This is a genomic window from Mesorhizobium sp. CA14 (genome assembly GCF_020165195.1).
Classification (GTDB): Bacteria; Pseudomonadota; Alphaproteobacteria; order Rhizobiales; family Rhizobiaceae; genus Mesorhizobium.
On the sequence record NZ_JAIUHR010000004.1, the window covers coordinates 116,861 to 133,484 of the forward strand.

The following is a 16,624-nucleotide window of genomic DNA, read 5'->3' on the forward strand; positions in this document are numbered from 1 at the left end:
ATGTGTTCCCCTTTTTGCAAAAACGCGCCCTCACGCGTTTAACCGCGGAGGTTAAGCCTGACGCAGGGGAACCGGCAAGCAATCCATTTGCCGGCTTTCGCCTTAAAGATATTCAATGAGAATCGCCCTTATCCGCTGATCTCGGTGGGCGTCGAGCTTGAGTCGCGACGGTGCGTTCGGGCCCGGGCGGGCTGGTTCCAAACTTTTCCGACGGCAACCAAATTTGTTTGGAACTGATTCGCAATACGTGCGTTTATTGCGGTTCGGCTGCATTGCAGTCGACCGGGAGGATAACAATGGATCGCTTGCATTTCTTTACCCCAGTGCGAATTGCGCGTGGGCAGGGCTACCCTGTGGAGGAAGTCGATAGCGTCTCCGAGGCGATGGTGTTCCTGCGGAAATGGCCAACGGGACGACGCGGCCCGGTTTATCAATGCGCCCTTAATTGCTGCGCGGCGGCACTGTCGGGCAAGATGTCGGCCGAGGAAGCGCGGAAAGCCTTTGTCGGCTTTGCTCGGATCACCCGGCTGCTCGACGATGACATGGCGCTGCCGCTGGGTGGCGCGTCGATGGACAATGTCCACGCCCTGAGGCGCTAGGGCGAGCCAGCATTTCGCAAATTTGAGAACGCTGCGCCTGACCTGCGCGGCGGCTGTCTCGGTTTAACCAGCCTGCTCCTCTCCGTGACCAAAAGAGTGGACCAGCGCGAAGAGGCGGTAGTTGCGCCCACTCAGCCGCAGGCGGGAACAAAAAAGGCCATCCAGATAAATGCGGAGATGGATGGCCTCTTTTGCAATACTGCAAAGCTTAATAGGCCTTCTTGGGGGCTGCCTTCTTCGCGGCGCTCCTCTTGTGCTTAACCGGGCACTTGTGCTTCTTGGTCACCTTGCAGGCCTTCGTGACGTGCTTCTTCTTGGTCATAGCATCCGAAGCGGGCGCAGAGCTGGTTGCGGCCGTCGCTGCCGGCGCTGGCTTTGTAGCCGCGGCGGCGGCGTTAGGACCGAGAACTGGCATCGAGACGGCGAGCGCGAATGCAAGACCGACGGCGGACAGAAGAGACTTTTTCATGTGCCTGTTCCTTGTTTGGCAAGTCGGGTTTGAGCGTCACTCATCAGGATCGATGGGTGTCACTCCGAGCAGCTTCAAAGCTTTCGCGAACATACGGATCCCCTGCGCCTCTTTCTTCTTGGCGCAGTACCGGTTTCCCTTTCTTTGAAGAGCCTTCGCCGCGGTGACCTGCGTTGCCGCGGCATGCATTTTGAGGGCTTCGTCAACTTGACGGCTGAGATTGGTGCAGCGCTCGGTCCGGGTGAGCGGGGCCACCTTTGAGGTGGGGACTCCGGTCGCTGCCGCGGTAAGCGACAAGCTGAGCAACGCACCCATCAAGTTGATCGAGATTCTGTGCATCGCTTGTCGCAAACCCGAGCAAGTGCAGCACTGCTGCAGCCGATGAACTGACCCTCTTGAGCATTGTACGCTTGAATGATTTCTGGAGTTTTTCCTGGATGTTTCTGGATTGTGTCTGGCGGGAAACGTTCGTCCCGCCGGATGTTCCGACCGCAGCCCTCGATAGCGTCTCCGAGGCGATGGTGTTCCTGCGGAAATGGCCAACGGGAAGACGCGGACCGGTTTACCAATGCGCGCTGAATTGCTGCGGCGGCACTGTCGGGCAAGATGTCGGGCGAGGAAGCGCGAAAAGCCTTTGTCGGCTTTGCCCGCGTCACCCGGATTCTCAACGACGACCGAGCAAACTGTGCTCGCCGGTCAGGATCATGCGCAGAGAGTCAGAGACGACTGATCGTTGCTCGGGCTGACGTTACAGGTGCGCTATTTCACGGACCGATTCACCAGGGAACTTGGCTGCAGCCCGTGGGCAGCACCTTGCCTGTTTGAGCAAGAGGAACCCGGGCCAGTCCCATTTTCATAGGACAGATCCGTGCAAGAGAACTCTGCGTCCCTGAGCAGGAGCAATGGCGAGTTGAAGTGCCGGCCTGCCAGCCGAATTGCGCGCGCTTATGAAAGAGATTGGACTTCCTGTCACGGATTGGGGCAAACTTGATGGTCGAGCCGTGCGCTCGCCATCGGGGGTTCGAGTCGGAAGAGCGCTACCGCCTTCCCCCCCACTCGCCGTAGGTGGGAAACAAGGACGGAATCCTGATCGAAAGGAACACGCAATGGCAAAGAATGCGATTTGGAGGCCGCAGCCGCTTCTACGCCGAGACCTTTCCCGACAGCGCGATGGATGCCCTTCACCGTGCACGGTCGCGACCGCGCCGAAGTGATCCGCTGTACATCGGGTCTTCCGCTTGCAGTGGTTCCCTGCTTAATTCCAATAAATCCGCACCAACTATAGAGTTGTCACGTGATACCGATCTACATTGGGTATGACCCACGCGAATCCCGAGTTCTAGAGGTAGCGCGATGGAGCGCCTATCGGCGGACAAGCAGGCCGTTGCAGATACAGCCACTCGTGCTCAAAGAGCTTGAAGCTCAAGGAATCATGAAGCGACCGATGGAGGTTCGTGATGGGAAGCTCTGGTGCCCGATTTCCGAGGCACCGATGGCGACCGAGTTTGCCATATCGCGCTTTGCCGTTCCGTTCATGAGGCAAGGCGGCTGGGCCATGTTCTGCGATTGTGACGTCCTGTTTCTGAAGGATCCAGTCAAGCTGCTCGACCTAGTCGATCCTTCCTACGCGATTATGGCGGTTAAGCACCGGCAACGCGAATCCGAAGCGGTCAAGATGGACGGACAAACGCAGACGTTTTATCGCCGCAAAAACTGGTCGTCGGTCGTTTTGTGGAATCTAGATCATCCGTCCAACAAACGGTTGACCAACGAGATGCTCAATACGTGGCCTGGACGTGACCTCCACGCCTTCAAATGGCTTGAGGACCATGAGATCGGGGAATTACCTTTGGCATGGAACTACCTCGTAGGGGCTTCGGCTTCGGAACTCGACCCCGCCGATGTCTCGCTGGCGCACTACACGCTCGGCGGTCCTTGGTTTGCTGGCTGGTCTGGCGCCACGCAATGGGACGAATTGTGGAGCCGAGAAGAGAGCATTCTGCGCGCGTTTGAGGAACAGGCGGTTCAGATTCCCCCATGAAAACTCCGCTTTTGAAGCACTTGCCAACCTTCTCAAAGCCCATTCTTCGTTTGCCCAGGGTCACGGGTCCGGCTTTGGTGATGGGGTCGGCGCCGAATTTTCGCCTCCCCGAGGGACATGGTGCCGATTGGGCACTTGTGACCGTCAACGCTTCCCAGCTTTTGGCGGAAACCTTCGGTCTTCCCGTTCCTGATGTCGCCCTGATACGTCGCGGCATTTTAGTCGGTGCGGGCGAGCAGGATTGTTACAAGCGTGATTTGTTAAAAGGACGGCAGGCAAAGCATCTGATCATCCCGGTTTGGACGGACGTCGAGGACAAGCTGAAAGCCGGTTGTCGCACCTTCAACTATCGTTATGACACCTTGCAAGCGCTTACCAAATGGCAGCTTGCCAACATCGTCTGGCGGCTTAGCGGCAAATATCATGTGTCCCGCCGTTGGCACCGGAAAATCTCCACCGGAGTTTTCGCAATCATCCTGGCGCGTTTCGCTGGTTTCGCTCCTGTTGTGGTCAGCGGGTTTTCCCTGTCCCAGGCCGGGCACGGATACGACACCCGAAATGCCTTTCGATATCACGCCGACGAAGATGCGGCTTTGCTTCGACTGGTCGTGAGAAGAGGAGAGCCAATCTACGCAGAGGATAGAGACTTCGCTGCAGAAACTGGATTGCCCTTGTGGCAGGGACAGATGCCATGACGAGTGTTTCTTAGAGAACCCGCAATATTGGCCTATTCCGAACTTTACTAGCAAGATGAGCCGGCTCCAGCGTTGAAAATAGGATAAAGATTTCTCGGAATGCGAGCCGGAAAACGAGCAGTATCATCCGCCTTCAGGAGTTCGATGCGCTGAATACTTCGATGGTTGATCGGCGGACTATTAAGTCCGTTCTCGTTATTCAGACGAAGTACATCGGGGACGTCATTTTGACCTCCGTGCTCGTGCGAAATCTGCGCCTCGCTTACCCAAACGCTGCTATAGCCATGCTTTGCGCTGCTGGTCTGCGAGACTTCGTAGTCACTCAGAATATCGCAGACGAGGCCATCGGATTCGACCGTCGAAGTTCTGGTAGAAGCCTACTTCAGCGAGTGAAGGAATACTCAAGCTTGGCTGCTGACCTCCGCCGTCGACAATTCGATCTCACCATCGATGTGGCTGACTCCAAAACATCAAGGATAATGCAAAGGGTAATCGGCGCCCCGCTGCGCGTTGGATACAATCCCCCGGACAGGCCCCTGAAATTTTGGGAAGTTCAGCCTGCCAACATATTTGCTGACGCACGCGGCCATGGAGGCGCACACTATTTGTACCGATATCTGTCCCCGCTTGAAGCGCTTGGGATAGAAATATGCGAAGTGACACCGAGGCTTGAACCCACACCAGTCGGGCGAAGCGCGTCTGCCCAGGTTCTGGCGCGAAGCAATCTGGCTACAAAAGCTTTCATCGCAGTACACGCTGGAGCAGGGTTCGAAGGGCGGCGTTGGCAACCTGAACGCTTCGCTGCAGTAATCGACGAGGTTTATACAACGACGGGCCTGCGGTCACTGCTGGTCGGTGGACCTGATGAAAGCGCAACCGCCCAAGCAATCTTGAATATGGCAATGTCACCTTTGATGAGCGTTGTTGGGGAGCTCTCGCTTGAGACACTAACTGCTTTGCTTGCAGATGCATTTATCTTTCTGGGAAACGAGAGCGGCCCAATGCACCTGGCCGCGTCGGTCGGAACCCCGGTTGTGGGCCTGTATGGCCTCACGCCACCCGACATATGGGGGCCTTTGGGGGTGCTTCACCGCACCGTTGAGCCGCCGTTGCCTTGCCAATGTGTTGCGCCCGATTTGTGCAAACACGGCAACGCGAGCGCTGTCTACTGCGTTCATCGACTGCCAGTTGCCAAGGTCGCTCAAGCGACACGAGACCTGATAGATGCAGTGAGACAACAGGCGAATGAGGCCGCCAATTGAACGTACTCGCTCCGGCAGGAGACAGCCATCACCGGCCCCGCGTGACCATACCAATGCAACGAGCTATTGGGATGCTTCAACCAGGCGTCGGAGCAATGGGTAATCCTTCAGATCCTTGTAAGGCGTGAGGTCTAAATCCCCCGGCACGCAGCGAAGCTGTTCGTCATCGATCGCTTTCTCATGGGCCTTGATGACGCTTTGGTAGTGTCGCCAGGTCAGACCAGCCCCTCTGACGGCGTCTCTTTCGATGCGCGAGGCGATTTGATGGGCGTGCAGATAATGAAGGCGCAACTCGTCCAAGAGAGCTTTTTCAACAATTTCGTGGCACACTAGAAACGGTTCGAGGCGCACGTCCTTGCCTCTCCATCTGATGGTGCGCGGCAGATGTCGGTCGATGTAAATCTTCGTTGCATCGCTGCTGTACCCAGCAATGTAGGGAATATCGAACTCGTGGCTGACCTTAACTCGTCGATGAAGTGCAGATACGACATCAGACAGGACCAGGTCGCTGATATCTTCAGAGCTATGGCGGACCTCGTCGGCTAATTTCAAGTCCGCTCCTGCTATTTGGCGGCCGAAGCGCCCGCCCCAAGGCGAACGCCTGAAATACTGGGCCGAACCGCATCGATCTGATTGAGAAGCGCGGCCTTGACGGACTTACGACTTTGCATGGATTTGTGGCCTTGTTCCCCAACCAAGACCATCCAACTTGGTCCAAGGGGAAAAGTTCCTCGGCATCCAAAATGCAAAACGCCGGTCTAAAAGAACGCGGTGTGGCTGGCGCTCATCCTGTCGGGCGTCACCTTTTTCATCTTCCTGCTCATGCTGGCTCCGGCGGGCGCGGTCGTCTACTTGCTGCCGGGCCGTTTTAGCGGCTGGGGCTTCGTGCTGGTCATCGTGTTCGCCTGGGCGCTGAAAGCGGCTTTCATGGAACCCTTCGCCATCGCCTCGCTGATGCAGGTCTATTTCAAGGCGATCGAGGGCCAAGTGCCGAACCCCGAATGGGATCACAGGCTCTCCGAAGCGTCGCGCCAGTTCCGCGACCTCAAGAAGCAGGCGGCGTCGTCTTTCGGCGCGAGGCCGGCGGCAGCGTCACCGTAATCCCGGCCACGTCCTCACCCTGCCAGGAGTGCTCCAATCTCTTCAAGCCGGCGCCGGTACACGCCAGCGGGGGCCGCTTGCCGGGCGCTGATTCATTAAAAGCGGCAGTGGTTTGTGAATCAGGATCGGCGCCAGCGCAACGCCGCTCGATAGCGACCGGAATAGAGCGGTTTTGGACACCTTCCGATTGGCGATGTCAAGCGTGCAGGCGGAACATTTTAGCTAACTTGAATGTTTCATCTCCATGACGAAATTGTCCGATCTCGGGCCACCGATATTCGGCAAACGACCTGACAAGCCTAAGGCGCGCGACTATGTGACCAGCTATGTGTGCCCGGTCTGCTGTCAGATTGTCGATATGACCGACCTCAGGCAGCTTGTATGGCATCGGCAGCCCAAGCATGAGGCACTAGAAATAGACGAGTAGCCGATTAGTTGGATGGGTTCTTGCTCACAAGAAGCGGGTTGATCCAGACGATTGTGCCCTGCGGCGCTTCGAAAGCGCTCGCAGCGGGTCAACTTCGTCGGGTAGTGCCATCATCGAAGGTTCAAAACCTCTCTATGGCCAGGAATTCACGCTGTTCCCGGTCTCCTTGGCTAGGCGGCGCCGATCGCACAAGCGGTCAAACACCCGCTGGACAAATCCAGATCAGCGGGCCAGTAAACACAGGCGCTCGGCGCCATGCAGTTGAGTGAGTGTACCGACCGTTTTCATCAAGGGCGAAGAAAGCATCGCGAGACATAAGGTTAAGAGGCCTTGTCCTCGTCGAGATGGTCGCGAAGCATGCTCAACGGAAGCAGCGCGTTCGGCGCATGCCTGAGCACGGCGTGAAAAGGTATAACGCCGGGGCGGGCATAGGGAATGGACAGGCTGTCCGGGTCGGCACCCGCCGCCCAACTGGCCACGACACCGCCCATCGCCGTCGTCATCGCGATGCCGCGCCCGTTGCAGGCGAACCCGGCGATCATGCCGGGACCAAGATCGACAAGATGCGGCAAAAAATCGGGCGCCACGGCGGCCATTCCGGACCAGGCATATTCGATCGGCGAGATATCCGGCAGATCGAGTTTTTCGGCAAGCCGCCTGTGGATTGCGCGGGGCACACGCTGTTCGGAGCCCGGTCCGAAAACATGCATTCCACCGCTGATCAACCGGTTCTCGGCGTCAAAGCGGAAGGTGAAGAGATTTCGCCTCGTATCCGAGACGCATTGATTGCCGGGAAGCAGGCGGCCGCGAAACCACGCCGGCAACGGTTTTGTCGCCAGCTGGAAGATGCGCAGTGGAAAATATGTTCGCGCCAGCTGCGGAAAGAGATCGCCGCCATAGGCGTTGGCCGCCACGAAAACCTTGCCCGCACGGGCCGATCCGCACTCGGTCGCCAACCGGTAGCCGTCGGCCTCGCGAGCGATCTTTCGGACGCGCGTGTTCTCGAAGATGCGCGCGCCTTGAGCTTCGGCGGCGTCTGCCAGGCCGCGCGCATATTCGACCGGGTTGATCACCCCGCCGGAGCGATCCATCCAACCGCCTGCATACCCTTTGACGCCGGTCAGGGCCGTCACCTCGTCCCGATCTAGAATGACGGCTGGGCATCCCCTGGCCGCCCATTGCCGGGCGCGCGCCTGGACCTTCGCGAAAGCCTGCGCCGTCGGCGCAGGCTGGATCCAGCCGCTCCGGTCGGCCGCGCAATCGATCGCATGGCGCCGGACCAGGTCGAAGACCAGATCGCCGCTGCCACAGGCAAGGTTGATCAACCTTTCGCCGCGCTCGGCGCCAAGCTGCGCCACGATGTCGGCCGGGTCCTTCTTGGCGAAATTCGGCACGACGAAGCCAGCATTGCGGCCTGTTGCGCCCCAGGCCAGGATCTGTGCTTCAAGGAGGGCGACGGAGAGTCCTTTCTGGGTCGCGTGCAATGCGGCCGACAGGCCGGAAAAGCCGCCGCCGACGATCGCCAGGTCGGCATCGAGGGCGCCATCCAGGATGGGCCGGTGCCGCCGGTTGCGCGCGACCGCATGCCAAAGCGAGATGTCGTTCATGACGGCTTTCGTTGTCCGAGCCGGAAGCGACGGCGCTGCGTCATGTTGCCGAACAGACCGTTGGGCCGAAACAGCAAGATCAGGCATAGCATAACGCCGATCGCCACGATCTGGAGGGAGGCGGCGCGTGCTTGCTGCTCGGGGGCGAAGAGCGTGGCGGTGAGCGCGCCCGAGCCGGCCCAGATCGCCCAGACGAGGATCGAGCCGACGAGGGCGCCGATGTTACTGCCGGAACCGCCGACGATCAGCATGACCCAGACTTGGAAGGTCAGCATCGGCGCATAATTGTCGGGCGCGATGAAGCCGATGAAATGCGCCTGCACAGCCCCGGCGAAGCCCATCAGCGCGCCCCCAACGGCAAATGCCTGGACGCGGTAGAAACGGGCGCTCTTGCCGAGCGAGATGGCGGCGCGCTCCGGCGCCTGTTCTAATCGAACACCAGGCGCCGTCCTCAATCCGGGTGCCGGTTGAAGCGATCGACGCTGAAATCGTCGAGCGGCGTTTCGCAACGGCCGGTCGTGATCAGTTCGGCCATTGCCTCGCCGACGCCCGGGCCGAGCTGAAAGCCATGTCCGCTGAAGCCGAAGGCATGGAACAGGCCCGGCGTCGTCATGGAACGCCCCATGACCGGCAGCATGTCGCGCACATAGCCCTCGCAACCAGACCAGGTGCGGATGACAGCCACCTTTGCGATTGCCGGCAGGAGCCGCGCGACCGCGCGCAATTGCGCCGGCAAGCGCATCGGGTCAGCGGCCGCATGGCCCGGATCGAGGTCCACCGAAACCCTTTCGGCCGCGCCGCCGAAGACGATGTTGCCACGCTCGACTTGGCGCAGATAGGCGCCATGCTCCCTGTCGCGGGTCCAGATGCCGACAACCGGCAGAATCCGATAAGGCAGCGGCTCGGTCACCCCCATCTGGGGTCCTCGGGCGTCCAGCGGAACCGCTTCGCCGAACTGCGCGGCAATGCGCGCGCCCCAGGCCCCGGCGGTGTTGAGCAGACACGCCCCGGCGAAGGCGCCCTTTGAACTGGCGATGCGAAAACCGGAGTCCGTGCGCTGGATCTTTTCGATCCTTGCATCCTCGACGATCGTCGCGCCAAGCTTGCGAGCCGCTTCAGCGAAGGCCGGTGCGATCAGCCGCGGATTGCCGCTGCCATCCTGTGGTGAGAACGACGCGGCGATAGCGTCGGGACCGAGGCCAGGAAAGCGCGCATGGATCTGGCGCGGACTAAGTTCCTCCAGCTCCAGCCCCCAGGGGCGCGCGGTCTCGGCATAGGCCCGCATGTCGGCCAGACCGCCCTCATCGAAGATCAGCCGGATATGGCCGGTGGCGCGGAACTCCACGTCGCGGCCAAGCAGCTTTTCGGCCTCACCCCAAAGCCTGAGCGAGCGGTGAGCCAGGGGAAGCTGGGAGAGATGCCGCCCGCTTCGCCGGATGTTGCCGAAAGAGGCGACCGTCGCCCCGCTGCCGACCCGGTTGCGCTCGATCAGCGTCACGCGCGCGCCACGCCTGGCGAGAAAATAGGACGAAGCCGTCCCCATCAGGCCGCCGCCCAGCACGATCACATCCATAGTCATTCCTTAGCGCAGAGCGGCAGATCCTTGGACCCATCCATCTTGTCGGCGCCGCGACATTGCGTCAAAGATGAGTTTGGGCGGAAGCCATAAGCTCGACCTATGGAGTTCGGATTTGCGGGCCCGTCAGCTTGAAGTGTTCATCGCCGTCATGCGCGCAGGCACGGTGACGGCCGCGGCGCGGATGCTCAACATTTCACAGCCCGCGCTCAGCCAGATCCTTCTTCATGCCGAGGACGAACTTGGCTTCACCTTGTTCGAACGGGTCAAGGGCCGGCTGCGGCCGACGCCTGAGGCGCTCGAGATCTTCGCTGATGCCGAGCGGCTGTCGGCGGGGCTGGAAGGTTTGCGCCGCAAGACCACCGACCTGCGTCTCGGGCGGACAGGGCTGGTGCGGGTCGCGGCTTCGCCGCCGCCGGCCATGGCGATATTGCCGCGCGCCTTCACCGCATTCCGGGCGCAGCACCCGGAGATCTTGCTGCGTTCCCATAGCGCGCCGATCGCCGCGATCGTCGACATGCTGCGCGCCGGCGACGCCAGCCTGGGTGTGGCCTTGGACGATCGGCTGCCTCCCGATATCGAAGCGGAGGTGATCGGCAGCGTCGGCTTCGTCTGCCTGCTGCCTGCCGGGCATTCACTGCAGAAGAAAGCCGAGCTGACGCTTGCCGACCTCGCCGCAGAAGAGCTGATCTCCTATCGCGGAAACACCCGTCCCGCCGACGAATTGGTCCACGCGGCCCGCGCGCAAGGTGTGGCGCTATCACCGTCGCTGGAGATCGACGCCTCTATCTCCGCGATCGGTTTCGTCCAGGCCGGTTTGGGCGTCGGCCTCGTCGACGCGCTGCTTCCCTGGCGCCAGTTCGCCGGCCTTGCTGTCAGGCCGTTGGCGGCCGGACCGGAATTTCCGATCGCGCTGCTCACGTCGCGTGCCCGGGCCTTGTCGCGCGCCGACGAGATGATGCGCGAGGAAATCCGTACGGCCTGTTCCGCCGTTCTGGGTGAGCATCGCGCCAAGGCATAAGCAGGACTTATATCCTTCCCCCTCATCCGTCTTGGACGCTGACCGTCCGCTCGTGCGAGTTTTGGTCGGCAGACAGGAAGGGACGCATCATGGAAGGTGCCATCGCGGCGGACGAGGTGCAGAATGAAGCTGACTGGAAGGTCGGCGTCGATATTGGCGGGACATTCATCGATTTCTGCGCGCTCGAAGCAAGCTCCGGCCGCGTCACGTCGCTGAAGGTGCTGACGACGCCGGAAGATCCAGGCGCCGAGCTGATGACGGGACTCACCCTTCTGGCCGAGCGCGAGGGCTTTGACCCGGCCTGTGTAACGCGCTTCGTGCACGGCACGACTGTCGGCATCAACACGATCATCCAGCGCAAGGGCGCGCCGCTGGCGCTGTTCACCAATGCCGGCTTCGAGGACGTGATCGAGCTCGCGCGGCTGCGAATGCCGGACATGTATTCACTGTTCTGCTCGCGGCCCGATCCGCTGATCTCGCGCGACATGGTCTTCGGCATTCCAGCCCGCATGCGTGCCGATGGGAGTGAATCACAAGCGCCGGACATGGCGGCGGTGGAAAGCGCGGTCGCTGCGGCGAAATTGAACGGAGCGCAAGGGATCATCGTGTCCTTCCTCCATGCTTGGCGCAATGCCGCGCAGGAAGCCTCGGTCAAGGCCACGATCGCCCGTCTGGCACCGGACGTCTTCGTCTTCACCTCTGCCGAAGTGTGGCCGGTCATCCGCGAGTATGAACGCAGCTCGACGGCCATTCTCAATGGCTATGTCCATCCGCGGGTCTCGAGCTATCTGACGGCGCTGGAAGAGCGGCTGAAGAGCCGCGGCGTGCCGGCGCGCCCGATGCTGACGAAATCGAATGGCGGGCTGATGAACGCCGCCGAAGGCAAGCGCGCTTGCGTGAATATGCTTTTGTCGGGAACGGCTTCCGGCGTCATCGGCGCCTCGTGGCTGGCGCGTCAGGCCGGCGAGGACAAGATCCTTACCCTCGACATCGGCGGGACGTCGGCCGACTTCGCGCTGATCATAGACGGCGAGGCGCAGTTCGGGACCGGCGAGCTGATCGGCGAATTCCCGCTCCACATCCCGTCTGTGTCGGTGAGCTCGATCGGCATCGGCGGCGGCTCGATCGCCAGTGTCGATGCGCAAGGCGTGCTGCGGGTCGGGCCGGAATCGGCTGGCTCGGCACCGGGACCGGCATGCTACGGCCGCGGCGGCGAACGGGCGACGGTGACTGACGCAATGGTGGTATGCGGCTGGCTCGGCCACAGCGAGATGGCCTATGGCCAGCTCCGGATCGATACTGGATTGGCGCATCGCGCGCTCGGCGAGCTTGCCGCCCGGCTCGGCCGCACGGTCGAGCAGACCGCGCAGGCAATCATCGACATCGCGGTGTCGGAAATGTTCGTGGAGGTCGAGAAGCTCGCCTCGCGCGCTGGCGTCGACCTGCGCGATTTCACGCTGATGCCTTTCGGCGGCGGCGGCCCGATGCTCGGCGCCTTCCTTGCCCGCGAACTCGGCATGAAACGCGTGATGGCGCCGCGCCGCCCCGGCGTGGTCTCGGCACTCGGCGGGTTGGTGGCGGATCTGCGCGGCGATTTCATCCGCACGATCTTCAGCCCGCTGTCCGCAGCGTCGCTTCCCACCATCCGCGAGGCCTTCGAAGCGCTTGCGGGTGAGGGGCGTCATTGGCTCGCAGCGCAGGGGCATGGCGCGGCCGCGGAACTCAATCTCTTCTGCGACATGCGCTATGTCGGCCAGAGCTATGAGATCGAAGTCGTCCTTTCGCCGCAATGGCTGGCGGATGGCGATATGGCGGCGATCGTGGAGGCTTTTCACCTCACCCATCAGCAGCTCTACGATTTTCACGATCCGGACGGCGATATTGAGCTTGTGAACATCCGGCTGTCCGCCATAGGCGCAGGGCCGAAACTTTCCTTCCCGCAAACCGATGAGGTCGACGCCCCGGCCAATCCGACGCGCCGGCTCCCGGTCTATACGGGCCTCGGCGTCGAGACCGTCGACCTTCACGACCGGCAGACCCTCATGCCTGGCAGCACGTTCCGTGGGCCTGCCGTGGTCGTTCAGGAAGACACCACGTTTGCGATCCCCGCGGGAGCGCAGGCACGGGTCGACCGCCATCTCAACCTTCTGCTGACCTTCCCGGAGTGATGCGATGTTCGACCGGACAAACCTTCAGGTTTTGGCGAACCACGCCCGCGCGGCCGCCGAGAACATGGCGCACACGCTGCACCGCACCGCGCACTCTGCCTTTGTGAAGGAGACTCAGGATTTTACCGTAATGCTGATGGACCGTTCGGGGGCGACGTTCGCCGTGCCGATGGAACTCGGCGCCACCTGGTATCCGGGACTTTCCTATCATCGCGCCATCGCGATGGTCAGCGACTACCGGCCGGGCGACGTCGCCTTCACCAACGATCCCTATTCCGGCCACGTCGCCACGCACGCGCCCGACACGCATTTGTGGAAACCGGTCTTCGTCGGCGGCGAGATCGTCGCCTGGACTGGAGGGCACATCCACAACACCGACATGGGCGGGGCGGTGCCGGCTTCGCTGAGCCGCGCGCTGACCGAAATCCATCAGGAAGGCATCCGCTTTCCTCCGATGAAGCTGATGAGGGAGGGCGTCTTCGACGAGACGATCCTGCGCATCATGAGCACCAATGTGCGCAAGCCTGACCTCAACATCGGCGATATCAAGGCGCTGGTCGGCGCACTCAGCACCGGCGAACGCAAGATCCAGGCGATGGTGCGGAAGTTCGGCAAGGCCGGCTTCGTCGAAGGCGTTTGCGCGCTTCTCGACCATGCGGAGGCGCAGGCGCGCGACGTGCTGCGCGGCATGCCCGACGGCACATGGGAATTCGCCGACTATGCCGACGAGGATTCGGTCGAGGCCAATCCTTGCCGGCTGAAGCTGACGCTGACGATCAGGGGCGACGAGGCGGTGCTCGACTTCACCGGCTCCGATCCGCAGCTCGGCTCCTCGCTCAACGTGCCCTCGGGCGGCGACCCGCGCCACACGATGCTTCTGGTCGGCGTCTACTATGTGCTCTACACTTTGAACCCGAAGATCCTGCTCAATACGGGCCTCACCCGCCCGTTTACCTGCATCACGCCCCTCGGTTCGGTGCTCAATCCGGTCCACCCGGCCGCCGTGGGCATGCGCTCGCTCACCTGCGCCCGGTTGCGGTCGGTCATCTTCGGCGCTTTCTCGCAGGCCGTGCCGGAGCGGCTGCCCGCTGCGCCGGCCGGCAACAACTGCATCATCAACGTCATGACGACGGACGAGCGCACCAGCCGCACCGTCATCGCGGCGGTGAACCCGGTGGTGGGCGGCGGCGGGGCAATGCCGCATCGCGACGGCACGAACGGTTCGGGCGCGGATGCGGCCTATCTGAAGAACACGCCGATCGAGATCACCGAGACCGAGACCCCGGTCGAATTCGTCAGATATGGCCTCGCCGAGGATAGCGGCGGCGCGGGGCGCTGGCGGGGCGGGCTGGCGACCGAGATGGCCTTCCGTGTCTTCGCACCCGACTCCAGGATCACGGCGCGCAACCGCGACCGCAGCTTCTTCCGTCCCTGGGGCGTGCTGGGCGGCAAGGCGGCCGGCCTTTCGGACATGGTCGTCAATCCGGGGACCGAGCATGAGCGGCGGCTGGGCAACATCGACACGGCGGTGTTGCAGCCAGGCGACGTGCTGGAAATCCGCTCCGCCGGGGGCGGTGGGCGTGGCAATCCCTGTCAGCGTGAGCCGTGGCAGGTCGCGCAGGACGTGCGGCGCGGCTATGTATCGGCGACAGCGGCCGAGCGTGACTATGGCGTCATCTTTCGCGGCAGCGCGGTCGACGAGGAAGCGACGGCGCGGCTGCGCGCGCAGCGGGAGCCCGCCACCGGCCATTTCCATTTCGGCCCCGAGCGCGACGGCTACGAAATGCACTGGACGCCGGCCGCCTATGACCGGCTCCACTCCTTCCTGGACGCCTTGCCGATCCACTGGCGGTTCTTCGCCAAGACCGAGGTCTTCCGCCGCATGAAGGGACGCTCCGGGCCGGAGGGCGTTCAGGCGGCCTTCGATGCCGTCTGCGAGCGTTTTCCCGAACTGCCGCGTCCTCAAGCCTTGCAACAGGCTGCCGAATGATCACGGCGGGCCGCATCGTCCGGCTGGCGGAGCGCGACCGGGCAGAGGTGCGTTTCTTTCTCGACGGACAAATGTGTCGCACGCTGGCCGGTGACACCGTGCTGACGGCTATGCTGGCTTCGGGACGCACGTTGCGAACATCCGAGTTTGGACCCGAGCCCCGCGCGGGCTTCTGCCTGATGGGAGCCTGCCAGGATTGCTGGGTGTGGCAGGAAGAGGGACTGCGCCTGCGGGCCTGCTCCACGGTTGCCGCCGAAGGCATGCGGTTGCGCACGACGCCGCCGGAGCGCTGGCCGTGAGCGAGGCCGCAGCGCTGCGCATCGTGATCGTGGGCGCCGGTCCTGCCGGCATACGTGCCGCCGCGACGCTGGTCGATGCCGGCTTCCATCCGATCGTGATCGACGAGGGGCAGCGCGCAGGCGGCCAGATCTATCGTCGCCCGCCTGCCGGGTTTACCCGCACGCCCGAGCAGCTCTATGGAACCGAGGCGGCCAAGGCGCGCGCTGCACGCGCTCTTCGACCAACTGGTAGGCGAGGGGCGACTCACCCATTGCGCCGGCAGGTCGGTTATTGCCGTGCATGAGGGGCGGCTGCATGTGCTGGGGGAAGGCGGCCTGCAGGTGATCGGCTACGACCGGTTGGTGCTGGCCACCGGCGCGTCCGACCGCGTCGCCCCCGTTCCAGGCTGGCAGAACGCCGGCGTCTACAGCCTGGGTGCTGCGCAGATCGCGCTCAAGGTGCAGGGCGTGGCGCTCGGGCGGCGTATGGTGCTGATCGGATCGGGGCCTTTGCTGACGCTGGTCGGCGCGCAGCTGCTTAAGGCTGGCGCGGATGTGGCGGCGGTACTGGATACCTCTCCCTGGCGTCAGCAGATGCGGGGGTTTTGGGAACTTTCCGCCCGCCCGATTGTCGCGCTGCGCGGACTGGCCCTGCGTACAAGGCTCGGCGGCCGCTATCATGCGGGGGTGACGCTGGAACGGATCGAAGCCGACGGGTCGGGCGTGGTGGCGGTTCGCTGGCGCGATGCCGGCGACCGCGAACGCGTGACCGCCTGCGACATGATCGGCATGGGCTGGCATCTGCGCGCGGAGACGCATCTAGCCGACATCGCCGGATGCGCCTTCACCTATGACGAACAATGGCGGCAATGGCTGCCGAAGATCGACGAGATGGGGCGGGCCGGCAACGGCCTCTATCTTGCGGGCGATGGAACTCGTCTCTTCGGCGCGGACGCCGCGGAGATTGGGGGCCGTCTCGCCGCGGCAGCGTGCCTGTCCGATCTCGGAATTGCGGCGCCCGCCACCGGCGCTGACCTGCGCAAGCTCAAGCGGCTCGAGCGGTTCGCGCGCGGTCTGGCCGTTGCCTTTCCGTGGCTGGAGGCGATGGCCCGGGCACTCCCCGACGATGCGATCGTCTGCCGCTGCGAGAACGTGACCGCTGGAAGCATACGTGAGAGCGTGGAGCATGGCGGCGGCGAGGCCAACCGAGTGAAATCGCTGTCGCGCGTCGGCATGGGCCGCTGCCAGGGACGCTATTGCCTGCTGGCCGCCGTCGAAGTCATCACGGCGCGGGCCGGATGCGCGCCAAAGGATGTCGGCCGGTTTCGCGCACAGGCGCCTGTGCGGCCCGCGCCCGTCGGCGTTTTTCTCCAGGAGGGCTGATGCGAGC

Annotated in this window: 13 protein-coding genes and 3 pseudogenes; 10 read left to right on the plus strand and 6 right to left on the minus strand. The window is 62.7% G+C overall.

The window, feature by feature from the left end; genetic code table 11:
- Positions 1-296: 296 nt before the first annotated feature.
- Entirely contained in the window at positions 297-599 is a 303-nt protein-coding gene (locus tag LB565_RS06880) for a DUF982 domain-containing protein (RefSeq protein WP_095765383.1), read from the plus strand.
- Between the two features lie 208 nt (positions 600-807).
- Here the strand turns inward: LB565_RS06880 and LB565_RS06885 are convergent, their stop codons facing one another.
- Together LB565_RS06885 and LB565_RS06890 are read right to left on the minus strand one after the other, a co-directional pair.
- Positions 808-1,068 (minus strand): hypothetical protein, encoded by a 261-nt coding sequence (locus tag LB565_RS06885; protein ID WP_224582382.1) that lies wholly within the window; start codon positions 1,066-1,068, stop codon positions 808-810.
- Positions 1,069-1,104: 36 nt separating this feature from the next.
- Positions 1,105-1,407 carry a hypothetical protein gene (locus LB565_RS06890; RefSeq protein WP_224582383.1) on the minus strand — a complete coding sequence of 101 codons (303 nt, stop codon included), beginning with the start codon at positions 1,405-1,407 and terminating at the stop codon, positions 1,105-1,107.
- A 1,045-nt stretch (positions 1,408-2,452) separates the two neighbouring features.
- Between LB565_RS06890 and LB565_RS06895 the strand changes: the two genes are divergently transcribed.
- The 3 genes from LB565_RS06895 to LB565_RS06905 all read left to right on the plus strand — a co-directional run bounded on the left by LB565_RS06895 (position 2,453) and on the right by LB565_RS06905 (position 5,066).
- Positions 2,453-3,109, plus strand: coding sequence for a hypothetical protein (locus tag LB565_RS06895; protein ID WP_224582384.1), 657 nt, complete (start codon positions 2,453-2,455; stop codon positions 3,107-3,109).
- Positions 3,106-3,804 carry a hypothetical protein gene (locus LB565_RS06900; RefSeq protein WP_224582385.1) on the plus strand — a complete coding sequence of 233 codons (699 nt, stop codon included), beginning with the start codon at positions 3,106-3,108 and terminating at the stop codon, positions 3,802-3,804. Before LB565_RS06895 ends, LB565_RS06900 begins: the two co-directional genes overlap by 4 nt.
- A gap of 407 nt (positions 3,805-4,211) precedes the next feature.
- Positions 4,212-5,066 (plus strand): glycosyltransferase family 9 protein, encoded by an 855-nt coding sequence (locus tag LB565_RS06905; RefSeq protein WP_263488400.1) that lies wholly within the window; start codon positions 4,212-4,214, stop codon positions 5,064-5,066.
- Between the two features lie 63 nt (positions 5,067-5,129).
- Here the strand turns inward: LB565_RS06905 and LB565_RS06910 are convergent, their stop codons facing one another.
- Entirely contained in the window at positions 5,130-5,618 is a 489-nt protein-coding gene (locus tag LB565_RS06910; protein WP_224582386.1) for a hypothetical protein, read from the minus strand.
- Between the two features lie 210 nt (positions 5,619-5,828).
- Between LB565_RS06910 and LB565_RS06915 the strand changes: the two are divergent.
- Positions 5,829-6,167, plus strand: a pseudogene (locus LB565_RS06915) (hypothetical protein); the annotation flags it as partial.
- A 747-nt stretch (positions 6,168-6,914) separates the two neighbouring features.
- Here LB565_RS06915 and LB565_RS06920 read toward each other — a convergent pair.
- The 3 genes and pseudogenes from LB565_RS06920 to LB565_RS06930 form a co-directional block, all read right to left on the minus strand.
- A complete protein-coding gene (locus tag LB565_RS06920) occupies positions 6,915-8,201 on the minus strand; it encodes an NAD(P)/FAD-dependent oxidoreductase (protein WP_224582387.1) in 1,287 nt (428 codons plus the stop codon).
- A pseudogene (locus tag LB565_RS06925) lies at positions 8,198-8,617 on the minus strand (branched-chain amino acid ABC transporter permease); the annotation flags it as partial. The gene LB565_RS06920 and the pseudogene LB565_RS06925, both read right to left, overlap by 4 nt.
- A 35-nt stretch (positions 8,618-8,652) precedes the next feature.
- On the minus strand, positions 8,653-9,774 hold the full coding sequence (locus LB565_RS06930; protein ID WP_224582388.1) for an NAD(P)/FAD-dependent oxidoreductase: 1,122 nt from the start codon (positions 9,772-9,774) through the stop codon (positions 8,653-8,655).
- 118 nt (positions 9,775-9,892) lie between these two features.
- Between LB565_RS06930 and LB565_RS06935 the strand changes: the two genes are divergently transcribed.
- From LB565_RS06935 to LB565_RS06955, 5 genes and pseudogenes are all read left to right on the plus strand, one after another.
- Positions 9,893-10,798: a LysR family transcriptional regulator gene (locus tag LB565_RS06935; protein ID WP_224582389.1), complete on the plus strand. Its 906-nt coding sequence runs from the start codon at positions 9,893-9,895 to the stop codon at positions 10,796-10,798.
- Between the two features lie 89 nt (positions 10,799-10,887).
- Positions 10,888-12,966, plus strand: coding sequence for a hydantoinase/oxoprolinase family protein (locus LB565_RS06940; protein ID WP_224582390.1), 2,079 nt, complete (start codon positions 10,888-10,890; stop codon positions 12,964-12,966).
- A 4-nt stretch (positions 12,967-12,970) separates the two neighbouring features.
- Positions 12,971-14,956, plus strand: coding sequence for a hydantoinase B/oxoprolinase family protein (locus tag LB565_RS06945; protein ID WP_224582391.1), 1,986 nt, complete (start codon positions 12,971-12,973; stop codon positions 14,954-14,956).
- A complete protein-coding gene (locus LB565_RS06950) occupies positions 14,953-15,255 on the plus strand; it encodes a (2Fe-2S)-binding protein (RefSeq protein WP_224582392.1) in 303 nt (100 codons plus the stop codon). The genes LB565_RS06945 and LB565_RS06950 overlap by 4 nt, the downstream gene beginning before the upstream one ends.
- Positions 15,252-16,617 (plus strand): annotated as a pseudogene (locus tag LB565_RS06955) (FAD-dependent oxidoreductase). Before LB565_RS06950 ends, LB565_RS06955 begins: the two are co-directional and overlap by 4 nt.
- Positions 16,618-16,624 lie beyond the last annotated feature (7 nt).